The sequence below is a fragment of the Lacticaseibacillus jixianensis genome (genome assembly GCF_003946485.1).
Lineage (GTDB): Bacteria > Bacillota > Bacilli > Lactobacillales > Lactobacillaceae > Lacticaseibacillus > Lacticaseibacillus jixianensis.
On sequence record NZ_RHOJ01000024.1, the window covers coordinates 14,483 to 38,276 of the forward strand.

A 23,794-nucleotide genomic window follows, 5' to 3' on the forward strand; every position below is an offset into this window, starting at 1 on the left:
GTTAGTCCTCCTCTGAAAGGTTCAAATGAAAGTGATCCGTCGCGTTCAAAAGCTGCGCCGCCTCGACCAGCGGCTTGTAAATGGTCATCATCCCGATCAAATCGCTGCCGCTGGGGTAAAACTCAAACTGCCAGTCCGGCTTGATCCGCACCTGGGTCATCGCCGCTCCCGCGTCTTCGGCCCGCAGCGGAATCATGACGCCGGGCCGCAGCAGGCTCAGCGCCGGCAGCGGCCACCCCAGCAAGGCGCGCAGGTGCAGGGCGACGGGACTGAAGCCGGTGGTGCTGGCCAGCACATGGTTGGTGAGCTGCGGGGCGGGGTAGATCCGCTTGACGTACAGCGACTGGTTAGCCGTCATGAACAGTTCAATGCCAAACGCGCCGGTGTAGTCCAGGTGCGCGGCGATCAGCTTCGCCACGCGGGTGATCTCGTGATGCACGGCCTGACCGCCGGTTGCGGGCACAAAAGCTGCCTGCAGCTGATGGCGGGCAAACACGGTTTGGACCACCGGCATGACCCGGACCTCGTCGCCGCTTTTGACCACCGTCACCGCGTATTCGGTCGGCCGGTCCAGCCAGGCCTCAAGAATGTAAGGCCGCTGCTGCAACAGCTGCTGGGCGCGCTGCACGTCCGCCTGGCTGGTGAGGCGCAGCTGCTGATCGGCCCCCATGTCCTTTTGGATCGGCTTCAAGATCGCCGGCAGCCCCACGGACTCGATCGCCTTGGTGAGGTCACTTGGCCCCACGACCTGCGCGTAGGGCAGGATGTTGACGTTCAAGTCATCGAGAAACACCATTTCCAGGTAGCGGTCCTGCGTCACGGCCAGGATGTCGACCCCTGAGGGCAGCTGTCGTTTGGTCGTGAGCTGCGCTAAGGCATCCCCGTCCACGTTTTCGTTGGCGAACGTGACCACGGTCGCCACCTCAGCCAGCCGCGCGAGCGCCGCCGCGTCGGTCGCGTGGCCGATCAGCGGAATGTCGGCCAACGCCAGGGCGGGGTCGCTTTCGCTGGGGGCCAGCACGATCGTGTTCATCCCCATGGCCTTGGCGGCGTTCGCCATACTGTAAGCCAAGGGCCCGCCGCCAATGATGCCGATCCCAGCACCGGGTTGGATAAAATCAGTCATGATTGCCGCCCTTTCCTGACGCCGCGGGGGCGGCGCCTTCATTTAATCCATCCGCCTCTGGCAGCTCGGCCGGCGGCGTCTTTGCGTTGAAGAGCAAGTTCAGCCCCACGGCCGAAACACTGGCCAGCAGGATCCCGGAGGAGAACAGCAGCTGCAGGGTCTTCGGCAGGAACTGCACGATCTGCGGCTGCACCGTCACGCCCAGCCCGAGCCCGATCGAAATGGCCGCCACCAGCAGGTTCTTGTCGTTATGAAAGTCGACCTGCTGCAGCATGCGGATGCCCTGAACGGCCACCATGCCGAACATGACCAGCATCGCGCCGCCCAGCACGGGACTGGGAATGATGGTCGCTAGCGCCCCGATTTTTGGCAGCAGCCCAAGCAGCACCAGAAACAGAGCAGAGAAGATCACCGGCTTGCGCGTCTTGATCCCGGACAGCTGCACGAGCCCAACGTTCTGCGAGAAGGTGGTGTACGGGAACGTGTTGAAAATACCGCCAAGCATGACGGCAAGCCCTTCCGCCCGGTAGCCTTTCTTCAGGTCCTCACTGGTGATCTTGCGCTCCACCACGTCCCCCAGGGCGAAGAACACGCCGGTGGATTCAACCATCGAGGTGAGCGAGATCAGGATCATCGTCGCAATCGAGCTCCACTCAAAGCGCGGGGTCCCAAAGTAAAACGGCGTCGGGACGTGAAACCAGCTGGCCGCAATGACCGGCTGGAAGGACACCATGCCAAACGCCCCCGCAAGGACCGTGCCGCCGATCAGCCCGATCAGGATCGCGATCGAGCGCACGAACCCCTTGCCCCAGACGTTAAAGGCCAAAATCAGCAGGACCGTGGCCATGCCGACCAGGACGTTGGCGCCGGAGCCGAAGCTTTTGGCCGCCACGTTGCCCCCGCCCAGGTTTTGGAAGGCAACAGGGATCAGCGACAACCCGATCACCGTGATCAAACTGCCAGTCACCAGCGGCGGAAAGAGCCGCCGCAACTTGGCGAACGGCCCGGCGATCAGCGCCACAAAGACGCCGGCGGCAATGATGGCGCCGTACATCGTCTGAATATTGAACTTCTGCCCGATCAGGATCAGCGGCGCCACCGCTTGAACGGCGCACCCCAACACGACGGGCAGGCGGATGCCGAAGAACTTGTTGCCAAAGACCTGCAGGGCGGTGGCGATCCCGCACATGAAAATGTCAATGGAAACGAGGTAAGTCATTTGCTCGCTTGAGAACTTCAGCGCACTCCCAATCAGGATCGGGACCAACACGGAGCCTGAATACATCGCCAACAGGTGCTGGATCCCCAGCACCGCCGCTTTGGGCGCGGATACGTCTGGCTGCTTCATCGAGTCCTCCTAATCTTGTTCAAAAACGACCTGACCGTTTTCAAAGGCCGCAATGCGCGCCAGGGCCTCAACGTGCACGTGGCGCTGGTCAAGCAGGGCCCGCCCCTTCTGGAAACTCTTCTCGATCACCACGCCGACTCCTTCCAGGTGGGCCTGGGCCTGACCGATGATGTCGATCAGGCCTTCAACCGCCTGACCATTGGCGAGAAAGTCGTCAATGATCAGCACCCGGTCATTGGGCCCCAAGAACTTGGTCGAAATGGCGATCGTGTTGGCCGTCTTTTTGGTGAACGAATAGACCTCTGCCGTGTACAAATGATCCTTCAACGTCAGGCTCTTGTGCTTGCGCGCAAACACGACCGGCTTGTGAAACGCCATCCCCGCGGCCAGCGCCGGGGCGATCCCCGAGCTCTCCACCGTCAGGATCTTCGTGATGTCAACGTCTTTAAAGCGCGCATGAAACTCTGCCCCTAATGCCGCCATGAGATCAGGGTCGATTTGGTGGTTCAAGAAGCTATCCACTTTGAGCACGTCCGCCCCTAGCACCTGACCGTCTTGTCTGATGCGATCCTCAAGTAATTTCACTAACTGTCCCCATCCTTTTTCGCGGCCAACCGCGGTTTGTTTCACAAATTTTACCATAGATGCAGGCCCTTCACAATTTGCTTTCCGGGTATTGTGTGGCTTTTGCGCTGGCGTTCCAGTCCGACCAGCCGGCCGCCACTGCCGCCGGATCCCGCCGGCACAAGCTTAGTGGCCCCCGGCAGGCCGTAAATAAAAAAATCCCGATAATTCGTCTTTAGACAAATTAATCGAGACAAGCCAAACATTATCGTCAAATCAGCAGCAAAACCCGATCACTCATCATAGCGGTTCAAGCCGTATGCTTTGATCAGTCTGATCAGCTTGGCAGCGTACGTTGGATCCGTGGCGTAACCGGCCGTCTGCAGCGCCTTGGCCGCTGCTTCGTAGCTGGTGGCTTGCCGGACCGGATCGTACAAATGCGGGTTCCACTTGGGCCCGTTGACTAGCAGCAGGGCATGATCCTTCATGGACGCTTCATCGCTGGGGTAGATCCGAAAGCGCGCGTCGACCGTGACCCATTTGCCGTCTTGGTACTCTTGCGTCTTCATCACCCGCGACGTGGCGGGATCGCTGCCCTTGATGCCGAAAAGGTTGTGGTACTCGCTGGCCAGCGTCGACGTCCCCCAGTCCGACTCCAGGATCGCCTGGGCCAAGGTGATGCTCGGCAGCACCTGATACTGACCCTGCAGCGTTTGCGCGTAGGGGGCCAAGCGCTTGATGAAGGTCACATGGGCTGCCGGCGGCCGCACAGCCGGTGTTGGCTGAGGCCGGCGCAAGCGCTGACACACGCCAATCGCCAAGACGATCACCAGCGCAATGGCCAGCAGGCCCAAGGGCCGCGGCAACGACCGGCGCTTGGCCATCAGCCCTCCTCAGTCGGCGCAGGCAGCTGCGCGCGGGTCCACTCCAGCAGGGTCAGTTGCTTGCTTTCAAGCCGCTGCAGATCCTTTGCCGGCACAATGAAGTCCAGCAAGTCGACCAGGCCGTGGCCGCCGTACGCCATCTGAATCTGCAGGTGCGCCGCCGCGTCCTTGCCCTCGGTGTGCTGCACGCGGGTCTTAACGCCGCTTTGCCGCAGCCAGGCCTGGGCGATTGTCGCCTTGGCTTCCTGGAACCGCCAGGCCACGCCCTCCTCGCTGGGCGCAGTCGCCTCCAGCACCGCAATTTTTTGCGCCAGCATCCACTCGTAATCGGTGAAGAGGTAGCGCAAGGCCGCCCGCTGCTTATCAGTGAGGGCGGCATCGCCCGCGGCCACCGCGGCGAGCGGGATGTGCCACTTGCCAGCCAGCAGCTGCTCGCCGCGATCGGGCCGCGGCTGCAGCATCATCGCGGCAATTTCAACTAATGTCTGATCGTTCATCGTATCACCTCGTCTTCATTCTAACAGAACCAGCCTGCCTCGGCGCACCGACTTGACAGCGTTGCCAGTGCTAGTAATTCCCCCGCAAATCAGCTAACATAAAGCCAAGAGGGGGTGGCAACGTGAAAAAACTTGGTGCACTGCTAGTCGGCCTGCTGCTTTTGAGCGGCTGTTCGGCAGCGGGGATCAATCAGAAGGCCCAACTCCAGACCACGACCAGCACCTTGCGCACGCAAGTCGGCATTCAAACCAAGATGCTGACCCTGATCGATAACGAGGCGGCCGCTTTTCCGTCCACCTTCGAGAAGGCCTACGCCAAAGATCCCACCCAGGACTTCAAAGCCGCGGGGCCCGTCGGCGTGCTGCTGACCAGCCGCGAACAGGCCTATAAGCGCCTTGAGGCCGCCCAAGAGCAAATCGAAACGGCGACCACCGCCCTGACCAAGGTCAGCTCGCAGCGCAGCCCCAACCTCCCGGAGGCGGCGCTCTCAAACGCACTGAACAGCCTGAAGCTCGCCAAACTCGACCACAAGACGTTTGACAGCTATTACAAGGAAATGAGCAGCGCGGAAACGACCTTCTTCAGCACCGTCGCCCAGGCGCCGGATGACGAGGCGGCCATCAACGCGGCGCTGGGCCGCTTGAACGAATACACCAGTTCGCTCAGCCAGCAAGCCGAGATCATTCAGGCCAACCTGCAAACCGTCACCAAAGACGTTGCCGCTTTGAGCAGCGCGGTGGCCAAAATGAAGTGACGCGCCGGCCGGCTTCATGAACGCTTACCAAACAAAATACCCCTGCATCGCGATTCCAGTCCGAATCGTGACGCAGGGGTATTTTTTGGCTCCCCGGCTTCCGGGCCGCGGCCGTCAGCGGCGGGCGCGCCGGCGCACTGCGAGCAGCGCTTTACCCAAGAGCGGGGTCACCACGGCCGCCATCGCGGCCTCAGCGAGCGCATTGATCGCAAAGGCGCCGATCAACAGCCACGCCAAATTGGCGGCGCTGGCCCCGGGCACGACCTGATTGGCGCGACTGGCAAAAAACAGCCACGTGAAGGCGATCACCAGCAGCGTGTTAGTCAGCGCCCCGGCGATGCCCGCCAGAGCGAGCTTGATCGTTGTGGCGCGCCCGCCCTGCCAGCGCTTCAGCCAGTGCCGGAACACAAGCGCCGCCGCCACGCCGACCAGCACGCGCGGCACGATCGCGATCACGGGATTTTGAAACAGCAGCAGGGTCATGGGGTCGCCAGGGGCGGTGTAGGCCTTGAACAGGCTGACCGCGCCCCAAAACAGGCCCATGGCCGCCCCGCCCGGCACGTCAAGCAGCACCCCGGCCAGAATGACCGTCAGGTGGATCGTCGAGATCGCCGGCCACGCCGGGAAAATGCGGATGTAGCCGACCATCGGCACATAGGCCTGAAGCAGGATCAGCGCCCCCAGGATCCCAAGCAGCGTGGTCGTCGCTGTGGCGTGATGTTTTTGCACCACCCTCACCTCCTAATTGCTACCAGTGTACCCTGAAACCAGCCGTTGGCAACAAAAAAACGGCTCAGAGGCCGTTGTTCGTTCGTTGTTATGCCTGACGCCGCAAGAGCTGCGCCGGTGCTTGTTCAGATTGCGTACTGCATGCGGCCACCGCCGGCTCCTGTGCTTCCTTCTTTGATTCCAGCCGGTCCAAGAGCGGCACCAAGTACGTGCGCTCCGCCTGGTGGCGAGCCGCGACGGCTTCATTGAAGGAGGCAAAGGTCCGGTTCAGAACCAGGCGGCCCTTGAAGAACAGGCGCGCGTTCCATTTGCCCGCCTGCTTATCAAATGAGACCCCGGTGACCCCACTTTGGTTAGATGAACGCAGGCTCAGCGTGGCGGCCAAGTTGACGCCTTCCGTCTTGGCGAACTGGTCCTTTTGACCGATCTTCGCCGCAGTCTTGGGGTTCGAGCGAATGGCTTTGCTCATGACCTCGCGCCGGTAGCAACCACATGAGGTGGTCGTGCCCTTACGCAGGCGGTACCCGTCGACGACTGTTTTGTTGCCACAGGAACATTGGCAAAGCCAAGTGGCGTTGCCGTTTTTAGCTGCCCCGGCGTAGGCCAGCACAGTTAGCCGGCCATAGGTCTGGCCGGTCAAGTCTTTTCTTTTCATTGCGTTACACTCCCTGTATTATTCAAAGTTTCCCCAACCATCATTTTGACCTCATACATGAGAATCGTCAAGCGAATACGAAAATTTTTCGCGGTTTTTGTAACGGACCGCGACGCAAATGTCAGGCGGGGTGAAAGGGGGAGAAATATCATGAAAGATTTATGAAAACAGGTAAAATAAGCGTCCGTCTTGGCCAAAGTGCTTTGTTCGGCCGGCTTGCGCTGAAGTAAGTCAGTCAATCGTTCGTTAATAAATAACGGTCAAAATCCTTCAACCGTTCAATTCGTGTTATTTATTTTTTATGATTCATACATTCAAATGCCCAAATGATGCGCTTATGTTCGGATTTCCGGGACGCGCTCTGCCTACTTCTTTATATTTATATTTATGAATATTTTCACGAATACTGGTGGCGGACTCAGTCGCTGCTAATGCCAGCCGTCACTTGCCTGCTTTTGGGGCCCAGATGACAGCGAACGATCACGGCGCCAGCCAGAAAAAAAGCCCTCGGGTCACGTCTGTTGCCAGACATGCCCCGAGGGCTCTGCTTAATCACCGATGCGGGTGAAAAGACTCGAACTTTCATGATCAATAATGATCACAAGATCCTTAATCTTGCGCGTCTACCAATTCCGCCACACCCGCATGACGCTAAGAAGCACAAGAAATAGTATATGGGAGCGCGCAGCCAATGTCAACGCCCCGGCCGGATTTTTCCGGTGCCGATTGCAAGTTCACTAGCCGCTGGTGGCACCAGTTGCAGCCGGTGCCCACACCGCCCGCACCCGTAGCGGGTCAGATCCAGCCGCCGCATCCGCGGGTAGACTTGCCCACAGGCGGGGCACTGGTACTGGTATTTGGCCGGGCGCACCGGCGCGAGGCGCGGGGCAAAGCGCAGTCCCCCGACCGCCTGCAGCATGGCTTTAAAGGCGGGGTCGCGGTGGCGAAACCCCTGGTGGGCCCGGTACAGGTGGTAATGGCACAGCTCGTGCTTGATGATTCCGACCTGGACCGCGGCATCCACCGCCGCGAACAGGTGCGGGTTAAAATCTAAATTTTCGTCGGGCACGTGAAACCGCCCACCGGTGGTGCGCAGGCGTGAATTAAAGCGCGCCTGGTGCTCAAACGGCCGGTGAAAAGCGGTCAGGCTGACCTGTTCGACTAGCGCTTGTAGTTCTTGGTTCGACATCGTATTCTCCGTTCAGGCAAAATATTGCAACAGATCGGCGCGGGTCAGGGCCGCCTTCTGCGCCCCGGCGTAATCCGCCACGAGCTGGCCATCCTGCAGGACGATCAGCCGGTTACCATACGCCAGGGCGTCCTCCAGCTGGTGCGTGATCATCAGGCAGGTCAGGTGCTCCTGCTGCACGATCGTGTTCGTCAGCGTCATGATCTCACTGCTGGTGTGCGGGTCGAGCGCCGCGGTGTGCTCATCTAAAAGCAGCAGCGCGGGTTCTTCCATGGTGGCCATCAGCAGGCTCAGCGCTTGCCGCTGGCCCCCAGACAGCTCCTCCGTCGGCTTGTTTAGCGCCTGGTCGAGGCCGTTGGTCGTCTGCTTGGCCAGCGCCTGAAATTCAGCCATGCGGGCCTTAAGCCCCCGCGACTTCAACGTCAGCCGGCGCCCCCGGCGACTGGCCAGCAGGAGGTTTTCCGCCACCGTCATGCGCGGCGCGGTGCCCATCTTCGGATCCTGAAAGACGCGGGCGATCAGCCGCGCCCGGTGCTCCGGCCGAGCCCTTGTGATGTCCTCGCCGGCCAGCGTGATCGTCCCGGCCGCGACGGGCTTATCGCCGGTGATGGCGTTGAACAACGTCGACTTACCGGCCCCGTTGGCCCCCAGCACGGTGACAAAATCCCCGGGGGCAACGGTCAAATCAATATTTTTCAGCAGCGGCCGGGAGGTTTCCCCGACAGCCACGTTCACGTTCACTTGATGCAAGGTCAGTTGTGCTTCAGCCATTGCGCTTCACCCCATTTTTCAATACGCGCCGCACTTTGAAGCGGTGCTCAAACGCCGGAATCATGATCAAGATCGCCAGGACGATCGCCGAGATCAGCTGGAGGTCGTTGGGCGAAAAGCCGAGCTTTAACACCAGGAGCAGGACGAAGCGGTACAAGATACTGCCCAGCACCGTGGCAATCAGGCGCTGGCTCAAGGTCAGCTCGCCGAACAGCACCTCCCCGATGATGATCGACGCCAGCGCGATCACGATGACCCCGATGCCCATGTTCACGTCGGCGTACCCGTTATTCTGGGCAATCAGCGCACCGGACAGCGCCACCAGCCCGTTGCCGACGATCAGGCCCAGCACTTCCTGGCGGGCCGGAGCGATCCCCAAGCTCCTGGCCATGGTCGGGTTATCGCCGGCGGCAATGAAGCCCTGCCCCAGCTGGGTGTTCAGAAACAGGATCAACAGTGTGACCACGACCACCGCGACGACTAGGCCGACCAGCACGCTGTCGAAGTACGGCGGCAGGGCCTGCAAGAACTTGGTACCGAATAAGTTCGCCTTGTTCAGCAAAGACAAGTTCGAGCGCCCCATGATCCGCAGGTTGACCGAGTAAGCCCCGGTCATCACCAGGATCCCGGCTAAGAGCACCGGGACCTTGCCGACGGTGGTCAGAAAGCCGGTGATGGCCCCTGCGGCCATGCCTGCCAGCATCCCCAGCAGCGTCGCGAGCAGCGGCGACACCCCGTGCGTGATGGCCGCGACGGTGACCGCCGCGCCCAAGGGAAACGTCCCTTCCACGGTCATATCGGGAAAATCCAAGATGCGGAAGGTCAAAAACAGGCCGACCCCCATCAAACCGTACAACAATCCTTGCCCAATGGCTGAAACTCCTAAGCTCATCATTATTCGATCACCTTCCCGTTCTTTTTGGCATCATCCACGACTTGCTGCGGGATCGTCAGCCCCAGCACTTTGGCCTGCTTGAGGTTGATGATCAGCTCACCCTTCTTGGCGAAGTGGATCGGCGTGGTGGCCGGCTTTTTCCCCTTCAAGATGGCGGCAGTCATTTTGCCGGTTGCCACCCCGAGGTCAAACTGGTTCAGCCCTAAGGTGGCGACCCCGCCCTGCTTGACCATCGTGTCCACCGTCGGAAAGACGGGAATCCGCTGCGTGTTGGCGACCTGGACCAGCGTTGGCATCGCGCTGGCGATCGTGTTGTCCGTCGGCACGAAGATCGCGTCGACCTGCGTGACCATTTGCGCGGCCACCTGGTGCAAATCGTTGGTCGAGGCAATGGTATAATTTTTCACGGTGAAGCCTTCGTGCGGCGCCTCCTGGGTGACCATCTTGGCCTGGACCTGCGCGGAAGAATCGCTGGACGTGGAGATCACGCCGAGCACCTTGGCGCGCGGCATGATCTGCCGCACCAGCTTCAGCTGCGCCTTGATCGGGGCCTGATCGGAGACCCCGGTAATGTTGTTGCCAGGCCGCTGGTTGTTCTTGACCAGCCCGGCCCCCTTGGGATCCGTGATCGCTCCCAGGACGATCGGGATCTTTGAGGACGCGTCCGCCAGCGCCTGCGCAGACGGGGTGGCGATCCCGATCATGGCCGCGGCGTTCTCGTTGACGAAGCGCTCCGACATCGTCTTCATGTTGCTTTGGTCATTTTGGGCGTTTTGAAAATCGATCTTGACGTTCTTGCCGACCGTGTAGCCGGCGTCCGCCAGGCCCTTAATGATGCCCTTGTGGATGGCGTCAAGCGCCGGGTGGCTCATCAGTTGCAAGATCCCGACCGTCGGCACCTGCGCCGGTTTTGGCTGCTGCGGGCGGCCGGTCGTCGCGAAGGCGACCCCTAAGAACCCCAGCAGGATCACGATCAATCCAATCATACGTTTCATAATAATTGCTCCTCCTAAACTCAAAAAGGCAGATCCAACCGCGCAGGCTGCGGAGATCTGCCGAAACAAAAATCCGCATAAACTCAACTGTTCAGAGTCTATGCGGACATACAAGTGGAACGCCAACATAGACACGACCTGCGTGTGGCAGGTCGTGTCAGCGACCTACCTAGTGTTGGCTTTGCCAGCGAACATTGATCTGGGTAGTCATGGGCTTCATGTTGCGTTCCTCCTCTTGATTAATTAAAAAGAGCGTACCTTTTTCGCCCCGGGTCTGTCAAGCGTACTCATGAAAAAAGGGCCGATTATTTTGGCTTACGCCAGCCGCGTGATCTTGCTCAGCTGGACCATCATGCGTTCGGTGGCCGCATCTTGCGCCTTCTCCGCCGCGTTGAAGGCCGAGACGTCCAGGCTGCCTGGCGCATCATGTAAGCTCTCCGTCATCGCCTGGCAGGCGGCCACAAAGTCGCGGTAGGCGGCGACCAGCAGCTTGTGCGCGCCGATGAAGCGGGCCGGCGCACTGGGCGCCGCCAGCGTCTCTAGCAGCGCCGCATAGTGATTCGTGCCCGCTTCAAACTGCTGCTTGGTCTGCGCGTAAGTGGCCGCGTCAAACGACGCGCTCGTCCCCGCGTCGATCGCGGCGCGCAACGCCGTGAACTGCGGATTGAGCCGTTCTTGCTCGGCCTCTGTCCCGTTCATGACCTGCTGCATCACGTTGCTGAAGTGGACCATTTTTTGCTGATTCTTATTCATGCGAATTCCTCCTCCGAGAATAATTGGGTTGCGACCGGCCAACGCCTGAGCGCCCTGCTCCGCCCTTGCCCTCGCCGCCAAAAAACAGCGGCAATGCCAAGGGCTTAGCTGGTCGTCAGGCTAAAAGCGCCCGGTCTTCACACCTTTTAATTGGGTTGCGACCGGCCAAAATCAGCCGGTCTCCACACCTTAAAAAAAGGCCACCCCCGGCCGAAGCCAGCGGGTGGCCTTCCTGCAACCTTGTCACTAGTTTAATCCTTTTTCGCGTGACGTTGGAAGAATTTCACGATTTCGACGATCACAATCATCGCGACGCCGGCGCCCAGCACCGTTGCCCACTGGTGCCAGTCCAGCTCGGTCACGTGGAACAGGCCATTAAAGCCCGGGATCAGGATGGTCACGGCCAGCAGCACCCCGGACAGCAAGATCGCCCAGTTGAACGCCTTGTTGCGGAAGAAACCGACCGTAAACAGGCTTTGGTGCACGGACTTAACGTTGAACGCGTGGAACAGCTGGATCAAGCCCAAGGTGGCATAGGCCATCGTGAGGGCGTCCGCGTGGATCGCCGCACTGCCAGTGTGGATCGGCCAAGTGATGGCGATGAAGTACACCCCAAGCGTCAGAGCGCCTTCCAGGATCCCCTGCCAGATCACCGCGGCACCCACGCCGCCGGTGAAGAAGTTGGACTTGCGGCCGCGGGGCTTTTGCTTCATGATCCCCGGCTCGGTGGGCTCAACCCCCAGGGCAATGGCCGGGAACGTATCGGTGACCAGGTTGATCCACAGGATGTGCACCGGGGCCAACAGCTGCCAGCCCAGCATGGTCATCATAAACAGCGTCAAGACTTCCCCTAGGTTGGCGGACAGCAGGTACTGGATCGCCTTTTGAATGTTGGAGAAGACCTTTCGGCCCTCCTCGACCGCGATCACGATGGTGGAGAAGTTATCGTCGGCCAGCACCATGTCGGATGCGCCCTTAGACACTTCCGTCCCGGTGATGCCCATGCCGATCCCGATGTCGGCCGCCTTTAACGCCGGCGCGTCGTTCACCCCGTCGCCGGTCATGGCAACGACCTTACCGCGCTTTTGCCAGGCGTTGACGATGCGGACCTTATGCTCCGGCGCGACCCGGGCATACACGGAGTACTGGGCCACGTTTTTGGCGAATTCTTCGTCGGACTGCTGGTCCAGCTCGGCGCCGGTGATCACGGCGCTGTCGTCCCCTGGCGCAATGATCCCCAGCCGCCCAGCGATCGCCTCGGCGGTGTCCTGGTGGTCCCCAGTGATCATCAGCGGCCGGATCCCGGCCGCCTTGGCGTCCGCCACGGCCTTGGCCGCTTCCGGCCGCTCCGGATCGATCATCCCAATGAGCCCCGCAAAAATCAGGTCCTGCTCGATGGTCTCGGAGTTGACCGAAGCGGGCACAGCGTCAATGACCTTGTAGGCCGCGCCCAACACGCGCAGCGCCTGCTTGGCCATCCCCGTGTTCTCGCGGAGGATGGTGGCCTCGTCCGCTGCGGTCAGGTCGCGGCTCCCCGCGCCTTCCGCAAGCATGGTCGTGCGCTTGAGCAGCTGGTCCGGGGCGCCCTTGGTGGTGACCAGGAACTTACCGTCTGCCAGCTGGTGAATGGTGGACATCAGCTTGCGTTCCGAATCGAACGGCACCTCGGCCACGCGCGGCGCGGCCTGAAGCTTAGCCGCCAGATCAAAATCGTGCTGCTGACCGTAGGCGACGAGCGCAGTCTCCGTGGGGTCGCCCAGCATCTCGCCGTCTTCTTGGATCTTCGTGTCGTTGGCAAAGTTCATGATGCGCATCAGCGGGTTAGCGGATTGGATCCCGTCTTTGGCGTCGTGCAGTTGGCCATCGTAGTACACTTTCTCGACGGTCATCTTGTTTTGCGTTAACGTCCCGGTTTTATCTGAGGCGATGATCTCGGTCGAGCCTAAGGTTTCCACCGCTGGCAGCTTGCGGACGAGCGAGTTACGCTTCGCCAGCTTCTGCGTGCCCAGCGCCAGGATCACGGTGACGATGGCCGGCAGCCCCTCCGGGATCGCCGCCACGGCCAGCGAAATCGCCGTGAGGAACATTTCCGGCAGGGTTTCGGCCCCGCGCCAGACGCCAACGGCAAACACGAACGCCGCGATCACCAGGATCATGATGGTCAGCGTCTTCCCCAGCGCCTTGAGGTTTTCCGACAGCGGCGTGGTGGTTTCCTGCGCGGCGTTCAGCATGCCGGCGATGCGGCCGACTTCGGTTTGCATCCCCGTGGCCACGACCAGGCCAACCGCCCGGCCGTACGTGATGTTCGAGTTCATGAAGACCATGTTCGTCCGGTCGCCGATGCCGATCTCATCGCCTTCCAGCGGCGCCGTCTGCTTTTCAACCGGGACGGATTCACCGGTCAGCGCTGACTCTTCGCTTTTCAGGTTAGCCGACTCCAGCAGGCGCAGGTCGGCCGGGACGACATCCCCCGCCTCCAGCAGGACGATGTCCCCGACCACCAGCTCGGAGCTGGGCACGGTCAGGGTCTGGCCGCCGCGGCGCACGTGCGCGTTCGGCGTCGACATCTTCTGCAAGGCGTCGATCGCCTCTTCGGCTTTGCTCTCCTGGAACACCCCAAACACCGCGTTCAAAATCACCACGGCGAGAATGATGAAGGCGTCGGCCCACTCGTGCACCACGAACCCCGAGATCAGGGCCGCGACCAGCAGGACGATGATCATGAAGTCCTTGAATTGATCCAAGAACCGCTGCAGCAGCGTCTTCTTCTCCCCTTGAGCCAAGGCGTTGGGCCCATTTTGCGCCAGCCGGGCCTGCGCCGACTGCGCGGAAAGCCCCGTTTCCTCATTGGTCTGAAGCCGCTTCAATGCTTCGTCGTTGGTGATGGCGTAAAACGCTTTTTGCTCTGCCAATTGATTTCCTCCTATCGGGATTAACTCCCTTAAGCTTACCATGCTCCAGAAAAAAAGAGACTTACGCCGCCTTGTGGCAGCATAAGTCTCACAGTTTCAGGTCACACCAGAATTTAGCCTAGCTGATGACATGACCACGGCAAGCGCCGTTAGTTACTCCCTTATGTGTAGGATAAGTATACCTAATCGTTGCCTTCCGGGCAAGCGTTATTTCCAGAAATCGTCGAAGACCGTGATCGGCAGGTGGCGCTTGTGGGCGGACCGCAGATACCAGCTTTCGATCTTCTCGGCGTCGGCAGCGGCAACGGCTTTGCCCTCCAGGTAGTCATCGATGGCGCGGTAGGACACGCCCAGCGCGACCTCATCCGGCAGGGCCGGCCGGTCCTCCTCAAGGTCCGCCGTCGGGGCCTTCTCGTACAGGTGCGCCGGCGCCCCCAGGAGCTTCAAGATGCTGGCGCCTTGGCGTTTGTTCAGGCGCCACAGTGGGGTCACGTCGGCCCCGCCGTCGCCGAACTTCGTGTAAAAACCGGTGACGGCTTCGGCCGCGTGGTCGGTGCCCACGACGACGCCGCTGCGGGCGCCCGCGATGGCGTACTGGGCGATCATGCGCGCGCGGGCCTTCATGTTGCCCTTATTGAAGTCGGAGACGGTGAGGCCGTTTGCGACCACTGCTTGTTCCATTGCGTCGACCGAAGCTTTGATATTGACGCGCATGGTTTCGTCGGCCTTCATGAACGCGATCGCCGCCATAGCGTCCGCCTCATCGGCCTGCTCACCGTAAGGCAGCCGCACCGCAACGAACCGGTAAGCCTGGTCGCCGGTTTCCTGGCGCAGCTCCGTCATCGCCTGCTCAGCCATGGCGCCGGCCAGCGTCGAATCCTGGCCGCCGGAGATCCCCAGCACGTAGGTCTTCAGCCCGCTAAAGTGGCTGATGTAAGCCTTGAGAAAATCCACGGAGCGGCGCAGCTCTTGGGCCGGGTCGATCTCCGGTTGAACGTGCAGTGCAGTGATAATTTCTTTTTGTAATGGACGCATAATGTCTCCTTTGACAAACCTAAAGATGCTTACAACTGCTGCTTTTGCACCTTGACCTTCACGTGCTTGATCAGGTCCATCTTGTCGTCCCACAACTGCTGCGACAAATCGACCGGGTACTCCTGCGGGTTCAGCACCCGCGTGTACTCGTCCCACAGCGAATCGACGCTGCGCAGGCAAAAGTCGCGAATGGCATTCAGGGTCGGCAGCTCATAAACCAGCTTACCCTGATCGAAGATGGTCTGCAAAACCGGCCGCGCGTTGAAGTTCGTGACGGTCTTATTGATGTACGGGTAGCTGGGATGGAACATGTACAGCTCGTCTTGGCCGGCCACTTCCTCCTCGTCGCGGGCGATGAAGTCGCCTTCTGACTTGCCATTGGAACGGCGGGTGATGCGCCAGACCTGCTTTTTGCCCGGTGTCGAGACCTTCTCGGCGTTGGACGACAGCTTAATGGTGTCGACCATCTTACCGGCCTCGTCCTCAATGGACACTAGCTTGTAGACGGCCCCCAGCGCCGGGTGATCGTAGGCCGTGATCAGCTTCGTGCCGATGCCCCAAATGTCGATCTTGGCGCCTTGCATCTTCAGGTTCTGGATCGTGTTTTCATCCAGATCGTTGGACGCCACGATCTTCGTGTTGGGAAAACCGGCCTCGTCCAGCTGCTGGCGCACGCGCTTAGAGATGTAGGCCATGTCGCCGGAATCGATGCGCACGCCCTGGAAGTCAATCTGACTGCCCATTTCCTTAGCCACCTTGATCGCCGCCGGCACGCCGGAGCGCAAGGTGTCATAGGTATCGACCAAGAACGTCACATCGTGGTTGACCTCGGCGTACGCCTTGAACGCGGCGTAGTCGTCGCGGTAGGCCTGCACCAAGGCATGGGCGTGCGTGCCGGCGATCGGGATACCGAAGAGCTTGCCGGCCCGCACGTTAGACGTCGAGTTAAACCCACCAATGTACGCCGCGCGCGTGCCCCAAATGGCGGCCGAAGTCTCCTGGGCGCGCCGGGTGCCGAACTCCATCAACGGGTCGCTGCCGACCACGGCGCGGATGCGGGCCGCCTTGGTCGCGACCAGCGTCTGGTAGTTCAGAATGTTAAGCAGCGCGGTCTCGACCAGCTGAGCCTGCGCCAGCGGCCCTTCGACCTGCAGGATCGGCTCGTTGTTGAATACCAGGTCGCCTTCGACGGCCGAGCGCACCGTACAGGTGAACTTCAGCGCCCGCAGGTAATCCAAAAAGCCCTGCGGATAAGCGGTCGACTCCTTTAAGTAGGCCAAGTCAGACTCGCTAAAGTGCAGTTTTTGCAGGTACTCCACCGCGTGCTCCAGCCCGGCAAACACCGCAAAGCCGCTGCCGAAGGGCAAGTCGCGGAAGTAGCACTCAAACACCGCATTGCGCTCCGCGATGCCTTGCTGCCAGTAGGTGTACATCATGTTCAGTTCGTAAAAGTCCGTATGCAAGACTAAGCTGTCGTCCGCATAAACCATTGTCTGCTCCTTTGCGCACGGGACTGCCGTGCGACTGTCTTGGGTTAGAATGATAGCTATTATACCAAAAATGCGAAGGCCGTGCTTTATTGCACGGTCTTCGCTAAGCAGTTTTAAGATTTTGCGCCTTAACGTTCCAAATAGAACTCGAAGCGTTCCCCCACGTACTGGGTGCGTACGTATTCGAACGGGGTCCCATCTTGCAAGAAGGACGTCTGCCGCAGCCGCAGGATCGCCGCCCCGCGTTTGATGGCCAGGTACTCGGCGATGCGCTCCGAAGCCAGCATTGCGCTGACCGTTTGCTGCGCCCCGCCCAGGACGTAGCCGCCTTTTTTCTCCAGGGTGTGGTAAAACGACTTGGTCACTTCACTCTTGGAGAAATCCTTAACGAGGTCGTAAGGCACCGTGGCGACTTCAAAACTGATCGGGATCTCGTCGGCAAAGCGGATCCGCTCCATGCGCAGCACCTGGTCGCCGTCCTTAAGCTTGAGCTTCTCGCTTTCCGACAGCGACGGCTTGGCCACGTGGTAGGAAATTGTCTTGCTGGACGGCTTTTTCCCCTGTGCGATCATGATGTCCGTAAAACTGGTGACCCCGGACACCCGCTCTTGCACCTTCTGGTTGGCCACGTAAGTCCCCGCGCCGATGCGCCGCTCCAAAATGCCTTCGTCGACCAGCGTCTGGATGGCCTGGCGCAGGGTCATCCGCGACACCGCAAACGTGACGGCCAAGTCGCGCTCGCTGGGAATGCGGTCGCCGACCTGCCACTTGCCGGCCTCAATGTCCTGCTTGATCTGGTTATGAATCTTAATGTATACCGGTGCTTCCACGATCTTCGTCCTCCCTTGCCCGGGTGGGTCTAAGCCCAACGATACCTATATCATAACTGGTATAGACCTAAAGCACAAGGGACTGGTCAAAGATTATTCCCGATCCTTGGCGATCGTGGCGTCCACGCCGGCCACCACCGCCGGCATGAAGCCGGCAGCCGCCATCGCCAGCATCCCCGCCACCGTCGTCCCGCCGGGGCTGGCCACCTGATCGGCCAGGTCCATCGGGCTTTCCGTGCTTTGCGCAGCCATCAGCCCGGAGCCCATGACCGCCTGCGCCGCGATTTTCGTCGCCACCTGCTTGGTCAGGCCGTACTTCACCCCGGCGCGGCTGAGCGCGTCGATGAACATGTAGACAAAGGCCGGGGAACTGCCGGCCAGCGCGACAAAGGTGGAAAAGTCGGCCTCAGGCAGCGCCATACTTTCGCCCAGCGTGTTAAGCAGGGCCACGACGGCCGGCAGCACGGGCTGCGCCGCGGCGTTGGCGGCATACGCCGTCATGCCGGCGTTCAGGGCCACGTTCAGGTTCGGCATCACCCGCACCAGCGGCAAAGGCTGATCAGCCCAGGCGGCCAGCGTCTTGAGGTCCACGCCGGTCAAAAGTGACAGCAGCGGGCGCGGATGCTTGGCCAGCGCCTCGTGCACCTCACGCAGCACGGGCTTGCCGACTGGCGGCGCCACCGCCAGCACGACCCAGTCGGCCTGCTCAACGACGGCGGCGTTGCTGGCAGCGGCAGTGGCCCCGATCCGCTCGGCGTAGGGCTGATAGTTGGCGGCATGGCCGCCGTGCACGATGATGTCCGCCGGTGCCACGGCCTTGGCCTTCAGCAACCCGGCAATGATGGCCCGCGCCATGTTGCCCGCGCCGATAAATCCGATTTTCATTTTGACTCCTCCTTTTGCTTCAAGACTTCAAAAAAAGGCCGCCCCACTGGCAGCCCCACAATGGAGGATCTAGGATTCGAACCTAGGAACCCGAAGGAACGGATTTACAGTCCGTCGCGTTTAGCCTCTTCGCTAATCCTCCATGAATCAACGCCTTTTAGCATACAAAAAATCAGCCAGGCATGCAACGCTTTTTTCGCGGTGCTCAGGCCTCAAGGGTCACCAAAGTCGCCGCCCACTCGGCAAACCAATCATCTGACCGCCACTCGTTTAGGCGGCGCAGCCCGTACCCCATAGGCTGATGATGATAGGTGGTGGCCCCCACCTGCAGCGCCGGATCGCGCCGGTGCAGGTGGCCGAACACGACGTCGGCGACCTCGGCCCGCTCCAGCAGTGCCCCCAGGTGCCGCGAGCCCATCAAGGCCGTGGCCATCTGCCAGCGCGGATGAGCCGGGCTGTAGACCATCAGGCGCGCGGTCGGGACGAAGTGGGTCACGTAGATCACCCGCTTGCCGGCCGCCTCCGCCAGGGCCCGCCTCGAGGAGGCGAGCACCCGCTGCATGCGCGCCTCATCGGCCACCGGCTGGTCAATGGCCGCATCGATCCAGTACGCCCGCTTCCACTGGGCAAAATCCGCCCCCTGAGCCCGCAGCGCAGCCGGCGCCAGGGAATAGTCGTACCAGCCGTTGTTGCCGATGATCACCGTGTTGGTGTGCGGCACCGGGTACGTCTTTTCGTGCAGGTATAAGGGCGAACCCGCACTCTGGGCGGTCTGGTACGACACATTTTTGACCAAGTCGTGGTTCCCCGCCAGGTAGCGGATCACCACCGCATCGCCCACGGCCTGCTGCAGCGCCTGGTAAAAGTGCTGCGTCAGCGCAAAGTCATTGAAGCTGTCGCCGGCGTTCACGTAGACCTGGTAGTGGTGCGCCACCAGGTAAGCGGCGATCCGGGTCACTGCCGCCGGCGAAGCGATGTGGTTCACATCAAAGTGATTATCGACGCTAAAGCCGAGCTTAACCATCACGCTCTCCTTTCCCATTCAGGGCCGAAACCGCCTGCCACGCCGGATTGCCTCTGCTGCCGCGGCTGACCGCGCCCCAGCCTTGCCCCCATGGTGGAACGCCAGGCGGCCGTTTGTCAACTCTGCGGCCCGCAGCCAAAAAGCGCGCCGCCTCGGCCCGCCTGGGGCAACGAAACGGCGCGCTAAAACGAGAGCCTTAGTTGACGCCCTGCATCAGTTTTTCGATGCGCGGCACGATGAAGAACATTAAAATGCCCAGGACAACGGTTAAGGCCCCGATGATCCCAAAGTAGGCCAGTTCGGTGCCCGGCGTGTAGAACCGGACTAATTGCGCGTTAATGGCCTGCGCCGCCGCATCGCACAGGAACCACATGCTCATCATCTGCGACGAAAACGCCTTGGGCGCGAGCTTGGTGGTGACGGACAGGCCAACTGGCGAGATCAGCATTTCGGCGATTTCGACCACGGCCCAGGAGAGCACCAGCCAAAGGGGCGAGACGCGCGCGGCCGCGCCCGAGATCATCAGTGGCAGCATCATGACCATGTAGGAGAGCCCGGCGAAGATCAAGCCGGCGGCAAACTTTTTCGGTGAACTCGGTTGCTTGTTGCCCATCTTGACCCACAGCCGAGCAAAAATCGGTCCGTACAGCAAAATAAACAGTGGGTTAAGCATCTGGAACCAGCCGGGTAAAATCTGGAACCCGGCAAAGTGCAGCTGCGTCTGGTTGGCGGCAAAAACGGCCAAGACGGACGAGCCGGATTCCTCGATCGCCCAGAAGATCACCGCGGCCAAGAAGAGCGGCACGTAGGCCCACACGCGGGAGCGCTCGACTTTGGTGACCTTCTCGGACCGCAGCATCATCCAGAAATAGATGACCGGAATGGCAATGGCGAACAGCGTGATCAAGCTGATCACGTTGGTCACGTTCAGCGTGCCGGTGAGGCCCATAATGCCGAGCAGCACGGCAAGGACTAAGGCGCCTAGGCCGATTTTGACCAGCAGCGGCCGCAGCTCGGCCGCGGTGATTGGATCCGGGGCCTGATTGTCCTTATGATTAATGTACTTGCGCCCATCGATGACATAGACGATCAGCCCCACGGCCATCCCAAACGCCGCCAGGGAAAAGCCTACGTGGAAGTTGTACTTGGCCTGGAACCAGGTGACGATCAGCGGGGCAAGCAGGGAACCAAAATTGATTCCCATGACGAAAATGGAGAACCCGGAATCACGGCGCAGGTCGCGTTCGCTGTACAGGTTGCCAACCATTTCAGACACGTTCGGCTTCAGCAGGCCGGTCCCGAGCACGATCAAGACGATCGAGCCAAACAGCGCCACCGCGCCGGCAGGCAGGCTCAGCATGATGTGGCCGAGCATGATCAGCACCCCGCCCCAGAACACGGTCTTGCGCGCGCCGAGGAGGCGATCGGAAATGAATCCGCCGATCGTGGAGCTCAAGTACACCAGTGACCCGTAAATCGACATGATCGACAGCGCGGTGGCTTGACTGAAGCCGAGCCCCCCCTTGGTCACGGAATAGTACATGTAGTAGATCAGGATGGCCCGCATCCCGTAGTATGAGAACCGTTCCCAGAACTCGGTCATCGACAGGGTCAAGAGCCCCCGGGGATGGCCCAGAAATTGTTTTTCTTTTTTTGGTTTTTCCATAAAAAATGCTTCCTCTCTCACTCAGCCCTAGTCAATTGCAAGAGGTTGCTGAGAATACAAGGAAACATTATAAGCGCGAATGGTTATCCACTCAAACTGAATTTTCTCGTCCTCGCCGCTTTCTCATTTGGTTCCTCATAATAGTGGTGAGGCCGCGCAGTGTCATCTGAAAAGGGCGCGAATACGCGGAATTAAACCGGATTCAGCAATAAGCGTCGCATGAGCACTTTCTGAGCCTGAAAGCGCTGTGAATGAGAAGATTATAAATACTCACTTGCTACTTTCAGTCGTCCCTGCCGCTTTGCCCGTACTGCCCTGGCTGCTTGAGCCGGCTTCACTAGCCTTGGCCGCCGCCTGCGACCGCTTGCTGAAGGTGACCACGCTTTGCGGCAGCTGGCCGCCGAAGTACTGTTGGCCCAGGCTTTGGCACTGGCTGAAGAATTCCTTGCTAGCCGCATTGAACGCCGCCTGATCAGTCCCGCTGAGCATCTTCAACGTCTGGTTTGCGGCCTCAGCGTACGCCTTGAGCGCCTTAGTCAGGGCCGGCTCACTGTCATTATCGGCCAGCTCCAAAGCAACCTTCGCCACCTTCTTTTCGCCGCTGGCTGCCGCCTTTTTGATCACGCCGGCGGGCTGCTTGTACGTCGCCAAGTTCAGCGGGGTGACCACCGCGTCAGCCAGGGCCACGTACCGCTTTTGCAGCTGCGCTGTGGTATACTTTCTGCTAGTGATCACGGTCTTTTGACTGCTGCTTTTAGCCGCATCGTTATCCTGCTTACCACAGCCGGCCCCCACCAGCATGGCCGCAAGAATCATCATTAAATACCCAAGTTTTTTCATGATCCGCCTCCATTGGTCATGATTATAGCATAAGAAAGGACGTGCACAATGGCACTCTGGCATCTCATGTTTAACCGGCCGGCGTTCACCAAGGGCCAGGCCAAGCATATCGTCTACACGCTCCAAGACCGCGGCGAGTTCGGTGGTTTCCCGGTCGTGCATGTCGGGATCGTGCGTGATACTGAAGAGCTCCTGTACATCGACCTCCAGTTCAAGCTGACCCTCGGCCTGACGCAGGACACCTTCGAAAACATGCTGAAATACCTGCTCGTGCTTTCAGGCCGACTGGACACCGCCCCCCTGTCCGTTTACTTTGCGGTGATGCAAAAGAACCTGGATGAGCTGCAGATCACTTACCAGCGCTACGAAGATCACAGCCTGGACGTCTTTTTCTGGCAAGGGCCGCCCATCGTGGCGCCGGCGGAAGACAAGGAGCAATTGCGGTTCCGGCAGGACGAGCAATCCGGTCAGTGAGCGAACGCATTCACCGCAAGTTGCCTTTAAAAAGGGGTTTACACGGCCTTTACCCTCCTGTATAATTACGTTTGTTGTCATGAAATGCCGTCTTAGCTCAGTTGGTAGAGCATCGGTATCGTAAACCGAGGGTCGAAGGTTCGAATCCTTTAGACGGCAGCATACGGCGGGAACTCCTCAGCGAGGTTCCTGCCTTTTTTGATACTCATTCGCGTAATCTTTCGCCAAGGAGGAAATCATTTTGAGAACAAGCCGCCGCAGACATTCTACTATTGGCCTCGCCACTGCCGTTATTGTTGCGCTGGTGGCCTGGGGCGCGCAGAAGCTGAATCAGCCCATGAACCAGCCGGCCGCCCCGGCGCAGTCGCAGGCCCAGACCGCTAGTTATTCACAGCTGGCCGCCCTCACCTATCAAAGTGGCCGCTCACCAGTCCTCACCGTTAACCACGATCGTGCCGCGCTTGATCTCGCCGACTGGGCCGGGCCAGCAATCAAATATGGCAATCTTGACTCGCTGAACCGCACCACCACCAACGTCGGTTATCTGAACCGGCAGACCTTGATCCGCTCGGCCGGGCGCCCGAGTCAGACCTTTGAGCCCACCGGCTGGCACAATCGCTATAGCGTGATTGACGGCAAGCGGGTGAATCGTCAAAACCGCGGTCACCTGATTGCCTACACCCTGTCAGGTAATCTATCCGCAAGCGGCAGCTATGATCCTGGTGCACTCGGTTCCAGTGATAATCCTAAAAACTTGGCGACCCAGACTGAATTTGCCAATCAGGTCTTGATGCAACCGTATGAAGAACAAGTTCGTCAGGCCTTAGCGGCGAATGCTAAGGTGATTTATCAGGTCACCACGGTCTTTCGCGGCCGCGAGCTGATGCCCCGCGGCTACTGGCTCCAGGCTAAAGGCACGAACGGCCTGGACTTCAACGTTTTCATCTACAACGTGCAAACCGATATCCGCTACGACTATGCCACCGGCCGCAGCGTCGTTGACCACCAGATCCAGGTCCCCACGCCCTAAGCGGCTGAGGATGCGATTCCTTTTAACAACGCAAGCCAAAGCGCCCTGCATGGCGATTCCAAACGTGAATCACCATGCAGGGCGTCTTTGTGCCACTAGGGGCCTCAAAGCGGCAGCGAGAGATGCTTTCTGCCTCGGCCGGTGCTTGACGGCGCACAATTTCGGCGCATCACGCCGCTGGTTGATCGGTTTAACGACGGCGCACAAAAAAGGCCAACCTCATCGGCTGACCTTGTTAGCTCCGGATGTCAGGCTCGAACTGACGACAACCTGATTAACAGTCAGGTGCTCTACCAACTGAGCTAATCCGGAATAAAAAAACAGCGCGGCAGCTTCCTACCCTCGCAGGCAGTCACCCACCAACTACTCTCGGCGTAGAGAAGCTTAACTTCTGTGTTCGGCATGGGAACAGGTGTATCCTTCTCGCTATCGCCACCGCACTTATTT

General features: G+C 60.0%; 23 protein-coding genes, 4 tRNA genes and 1 rRNA gene. 4 read left to right on the forward strand and 24 right to left on the reverse strand.

Annotation, left to right across the window (positions count from 1 at the left end):
* Window position 1: 1 nt before the first annotated feature.
* The 5 genes from EKM85_RS09180 to EKM85_RS09200 form a co-directional block, all read right to left on the reverse strand.
* Window positions 2–1,126 (reverse strand): ATP-grasp domain-containing protein, encoded by a 1,125-nt coding sequence (locus EKM85_RS09180; RefSeq protein WP_164510733.1) that lies wholly within the window; start codon window positions 1,124–1,126, stop codon window positions 2–4.
* On the reverse strand, window positions 1,119–2,474 hold the full coding sequence (locus EKM85_RS09185; RefSeq protein WP_125586190.1) for a nucleobase:cation symporter-2 family protein: 1,356 nt from the start codon (window positions 2,472–2,474) through the stop codon (window positions 1,119–1,121). Before EKM85_RS09185 ends, EKM85_RS09180 begins: the two co-directional genes overlap by 8 nt.
* Before the next feature lie 9 nt (window positions 2,475–2,483).
* Complete coding sequence (locus tag EKM85_RS09190; protein ID WP_164510734.1) at window positions 2,484–3,059, reverse strand: xanthine phosphoribosyltransferase; 576 nt, start codon at window positions 3,057–3,059, stop codon at window positions 2,484–2,486.
* Between the two features lie 272 nt (window positions 3,060–3,331).
* Window positions 3,332–3,922: a glycoside hydrolase family 73 protein gene (locus EKM85_RS09195; protein WP_125586194.1), complete on the reverse strand. Its 591-nt coding sequence runs from the start codon at window positions 3,920–3,922 to the stop codon at window positions 3,332–3,334.
* Window positions 3,922–4,419 (reverse strand): hypothetical protein, encoded by a 498-nt coding sequence (locus tag EKM85_RS09200; RefSeq protein WP_125586196.1) that lies wholly within the window; start codon window positions 4,417–4,419, stop codon window positions 3,922–3,924. Before EKM85_RS09200 ends, EKM85_RS09195 begins: the two co-directional genes overlap by 1 nt.
* A gap of 122 nt (window positions 4,420–4,541) precedes the next feature.
* Here EKM85_RS09200 and EKM85_RS11540 point away from each other — a divergent pair, with 122 nt between their 5' ends.
* Window positions 4,542–5,174: a hypothetical protein gene (locus EKM85_RS11540; RefSeq protein WP_191987300.1), complete on the forward strand. Its 633-nt coding sequence runs from the start codon at window positions 4,542–4,544 to the stop codon at window positions 5,172–5,174.
* Between the two features lie 114 nt (window positions 5,175–5,288).
* On the opposite strand, the gene EKM85_RS09210 is transcribed toward EKM85_RS11540, so the two are convergent.
* The 17 genes from EKM85_RS09210 to EKM85_RS09290 all read right to left on the reverse strand — a co-directional run bounded on the left by EKM85_RS09210 (window position 5,289) and on the right by EKM85_RS09290 (window position 21,843).
* A complete protein-coding gene (locus tag EKM85_RS09210) occupies window positions 5,289–5,903 on the reverse strand; it encodes an ECF transporter S component (protein ID WP_125586198.1) in 615 nt (204 codons plus the stop codon).
* Between the two features lie 88 nt (window positions 5,904–5,991).
* Entirely contained in the window at window positions 5,992–6,558 is a 567-nt protein-coding gene (locus EKM85_RS09215; protein ID WP_225418971.1) for an alcohol dehydrogenase, read from the reverse strand.
* 559 nt (window positions 6,559–7,117) lie between these two features.
* Window positions 7,118–7,203 (reverse strand) — tRNA-Leu (locus EKM85_RS09220).
* 49 nt (window positions 7,204–7,252) lie between these two features.
* Window positions 7,253–7,747, reverse strand: a complete 495-nt coding sequence (locus tag EKM85_RS09225) for a SprT family protein (RefSeq protein WP_125586200.1) — start codon at window positions 7,745–7,747, stop codon at window positions 7,253–7,255.
* Between the two features lie 12 nt (window positions 7,748–7,759).
* Window positions 7,760–8,518: an ABC transporter ATP-binding protein gene (locus tag EKM85_RS09230; RefSeq protein ID WP_125586202.1), complete on the reverse strand. Its 759-nt coding sequence runs from the start codon at window positions 8,516–8,518 to the stop codon at window positions 7,760–7,762.
* Complete coding sequence (locus EKM85_RS09235; protein WP_125586231.1) at window positions 8,511–9,410, reverse strand: ABC transporter permease; 900 nt, start codon at window positions 9,408–9,410, stop codon at window positions 8,511–8,513. Before EKM85_RS09235 ends, EKM85_RS09230 begins: the two co-directional genes overlap by 8 nt.
* Before the next feature lie 2 nt (window positions 9,411–9,412).
* Window positions 9,413–10,408 (reverse strand): tryptophan ABC transporter substrate-binding protein, encoded by a 996-nt coding sequence (gene trpX, locus EKM85_RS09240; RefSeq protein ID WP_125586204.1) that lies wholly within the window; start codon window positions 10,406–10,408, stop codon window positions 9,413–9,415.
* A gap of 315 nt (window positions 10,409–10,723) precedes the next feature.
* Window positions 10,724–11,161 carry a hypothetical protein gene (locus tag EKM85_RS09245; protein WP_125586206.1) on the reverse strand — a complete coding sequence of 146 codons (438 nt, stop codon included), beginning with the start codon at window positions 11,159–11,161 and terminating at the stop codon, window positions 10,724–10,726.
* Between the two features lie 251 nt (window positions 11,162–11,412).
* Window positions 11,413–14,073, reverse strand: a complete 2,661-nt coding sequence (locus EKM85_RS09250; protein WP_225418972.1) for a cation-translocating P-type ATPase — start codon at window positions 14,071–14,073, stop codon at window positions 11,413–11,415.
* A gap of 207 nt (window positions 14,074–14,280) precedes the next feature.
* Window positions 14,281–15,108 carry an ammonia-dependent NAD(+) synthetase gene (nadE, locus tag EKM85_RS09255; protein ID WP_125586210.1) on the reverse strand — a complete coding sequence of 276 codons (828 nt, stop codon included), beginning with the start codon at window positions 15,106–15,108 and terminating at the stop codon, window positions 14,281–14,283.
* 29 nt (window positions 15,109–15,137) lie between these two features.
* Complete coding sequence (locus EKM85_RS09260) at window positions 15,138–16,598, reverse strand: nicotinate phosphoribosyltransferase (protein WP_125586212.1); 1,461 nt, start codon at window positions 16,596–16,598, stop codon at window positions 15,138–15,140.
* Between the two features lie 128 nt (window positions 16,599–16,726).
* Window positions 16,727–17,428 carry a GntR family transcriptional regulator gene (locus tag EKM85_RS09265; protein ID WP_125586214.1) on the reverse strand — a complete coding sequence of 234 codons (702 nt, stop codon included), beginning with the start codon at window positions 17,426–17,428 and terminating at the stop codon, window positions 16,727–16,729.
* A 93-nt stretch (window positions 17,429–17,521) separates the two neighbouring features.
* Window positions 17,522–18,313: a pyrroline-5-carboxylate reductase gene (proC, locus tag EKM85_RS09270; protein WP_125586216.1), complete on the reverse strand. Its 792-nt coding sequence runs from the start codon at window positions 18,311–18,313 to the stop codon at window positions 17,522–17,524.
* A gap of 61 nt (window positions 18,314–18,374) precedes the next feature.
* Window positions 18,375–18,455: transfer RNA gene (locus tag EKM85_RS09275), tRNA-Tyr, on the reverse strand.
* A 63-nt stretch (window positions 18,456–18,518) separates the two neighbouring features.
* Entirely contained in the window at window positions 18,519–19,337 is an 819-nt protein-coding gene (locus EKM85_RS09280) for a metallophosphoesterase (RefSeq protein ID WP_125586218.1), read from the reverse strand.
* Window positions 19,338–19,533: 196 nt separating this feature from the next.
* Window positions 19,534–21,003: a peptide MFS transporter gene (locus EKM85_RS09285; protein WP_125586221.1), complete on the reverse strand. Its 1,470-nt coding sequence runs from the start codon at window positions 21,001–21,003 to the stop codon at window positions 19,534–19,536.
* Window positions 21,004–21,273: 270 nt separating this feature from the next.
* The gene (locus tag EKM85_RS09290) at window positions 21,274–21,843 is read right to left on the reverse strand and encodes a hypothetical protein (RefSeq protein WP_125586223.1); all 570 of its coding nucleotides are present in this window, start codon (window positions 21,841–21,843) and stop codon (window positions 21,274–21,276) included.
* Window positions 21,844–21,891: 48 nt separating this feature from the next.
* Between EKM85_RS09290 and EKM85_RS09295 the strand changes: the two genes are divergently transcribed.
* The 3 genes from EKM85_RS09295 to EKM85_RS09305 all read left to right on the forward strand — a co-directional run bounded on the left by EKM85_RS09295 (window position 21,892) and on the right by EKM85_RS09305 (window position 23,347).
* Window positions 21,892–22,317, forward strand: a complete 426-nt coding sequence (locus EKM85_RS09295; RefSeq protein ID WP_125586225.1) for a hypothetical protein — start codon at window positions 21,892–21,894, stop codon at window positions 22,315–22,317.
* Window positions 22,318–22,403: 86 nt separating this feature from the next.
* Window positions 22,404–22,476, forward strand: a tRNA-Thr gene (locus EKM85_RS09300).
* A gap of 82 nt (window positions 22,477–22,558) precedes the next feature.
* Window positions 22,559–23,347, forward strand: a complete 789-nt coding sequence (locus tag EKM85_RS09305; RefSeq protein WP_125586227.1) for a DNA/RNA non-specific endonuclease — start codon at window positions 22,559–22,561, stop codon at window positions 23,345–23,347.
* Window positions 23,348–23,586: 239 nt separating this feature from the next.
* Here the strand turns inward: EKM85_RS09305 and EKM85_RS09310 are convergent.
* Window positions 23,587–23,659 (reverse strand) — tRNA-Asn (locus tag EKM85_RS09310).
* 11 nt (window positions 23,660–23,670) lie between these two features.
* Window positions 23,671–23,787 (reverse strand): 5S ribosomal RNA (gene rrf / locus EKM85_RS09315).
* Between the last annotated feature and the right edge of the window lie 7 nt (window positions 23,788–23,794).

Bases quoted from the DNA above. Each gene is read 5' to 3' on its own strand.
- EKM85_RS09180 (WP_164510733.1), bottom strand. From the start codon at position 1,126: ATGACTGATTTTATCCAACCCGGTGCTGGGATCGGCATCATTGGCGGC.
- EKM85_RS09185 (WP_125586190.1), bottom strand. From the start codon at position 2,474: ATGAAGCAGCCAGACGTATCCGCGCCCAAAGCGGCGGTGCTGGGGATC.
- EKM85_RS09195 (WP_125586194.1), bottom strand. From the start codon at position 3,922: ATGGCCAAGCGCCGGTCGTTGCCGCGGCCCTTGGGCCTGCTGGCCATT.
- EKM85_RS09200 (WP_125586196.1), bottom strand. From the start codon at position 4,419: ATGAACGATCAGACATTAGTTGAAATTGCCGCGATGATGCTGCAGCCG.
- EKM85_RS09215 (WP_225418971.1), bottom strand. From the start codon at position 6,558: ATGAAAAGAAAAGACTTGACCGGCCAGACCTATGGCCGGCTAACTGTG.
- EKM85_RS09225 (WP_125586200.1), bottom strand. From the start codon at position 7,747: ATGTCGAACCAAGAACTACAAGCGCTAGTCGAACAGGTCAGCCTGACC.
- EKM85_RS09230 (WP_125586202.1), bottom strand. From the start codon at position 8,518: ATGGCTGAAGCACAACTGACCTTGCATCAAGTGAACGTGAACGTGGCT.
- EKM85_RS09235 (WP_125586231.1), bottom strand. From the start codon at position 9,410: ATGAGCTTAGGAGTTTCAGCCATTGGGCAAGGATTGTTGTACGGTTTG.
- trpX (WP_125586204.1), bottom strand. From the start codon at position 10,408: ATGAAACGTATGATTGGATTGATCGTGATCCTGCTGGGGTTCTTAGGG.
- EKM85_RS09245 (WP_125586206.1), bottom strand. From the start codon at position 11,161: ATGAATAAGAATCAGCAAAAAATGGTCCACTTCAGCAACGTGATGCAG.
- nadE (WP_125586210.1), bottom strand. From the start codon at position 15,108: ATGCGTCCATTACAAAAAGAAATTATCACTGCACTGCACGTTCAACCG.
- EKM85_RS09260 (WP_125586212.1), bottom strand. From the start codon at position 16,598: ATGGTTTATGCGGACGACAGCTTAGTCTTGCATACGGACTTTTACGAA.
- proC (WP_125586216.1), bottom strand. From the start codon at position 18,313: ATGAAAATCGGATTTATCGGCGCGGGCAACATGGCGCGGGCCATCATT.
- EKM85_RS09280 (WP_125586218.1), bottom strand. From the start codon at position 19,337: ATGGTTAAGCTCGGCTTTAGCGTCGATAATCACTTTGATGTGAACCAC.
- EKM85_RS09285 (WP_125586221.1), bottom strand. From the start codon at position 21,003: ATGGAAAAACCAAAAAAAGAAAAACAATTTCTGGGCCATCCCCGGGGG.
- EKM85_RS09290 (WP_125586223.1), bottom strand. From the start codon at position 21,843: ATGAAAAAACTTGGGTATTTAATGATGATTCTTGCGGCCATGCTGGTG.
- EKM85_RS09295 (WP_125586225.1), top strand. From the start codon at position 21,892: ATGGCACTCTGGCATCTCATGTTTAACCGGCCGGCGTTCACCAAGGGC.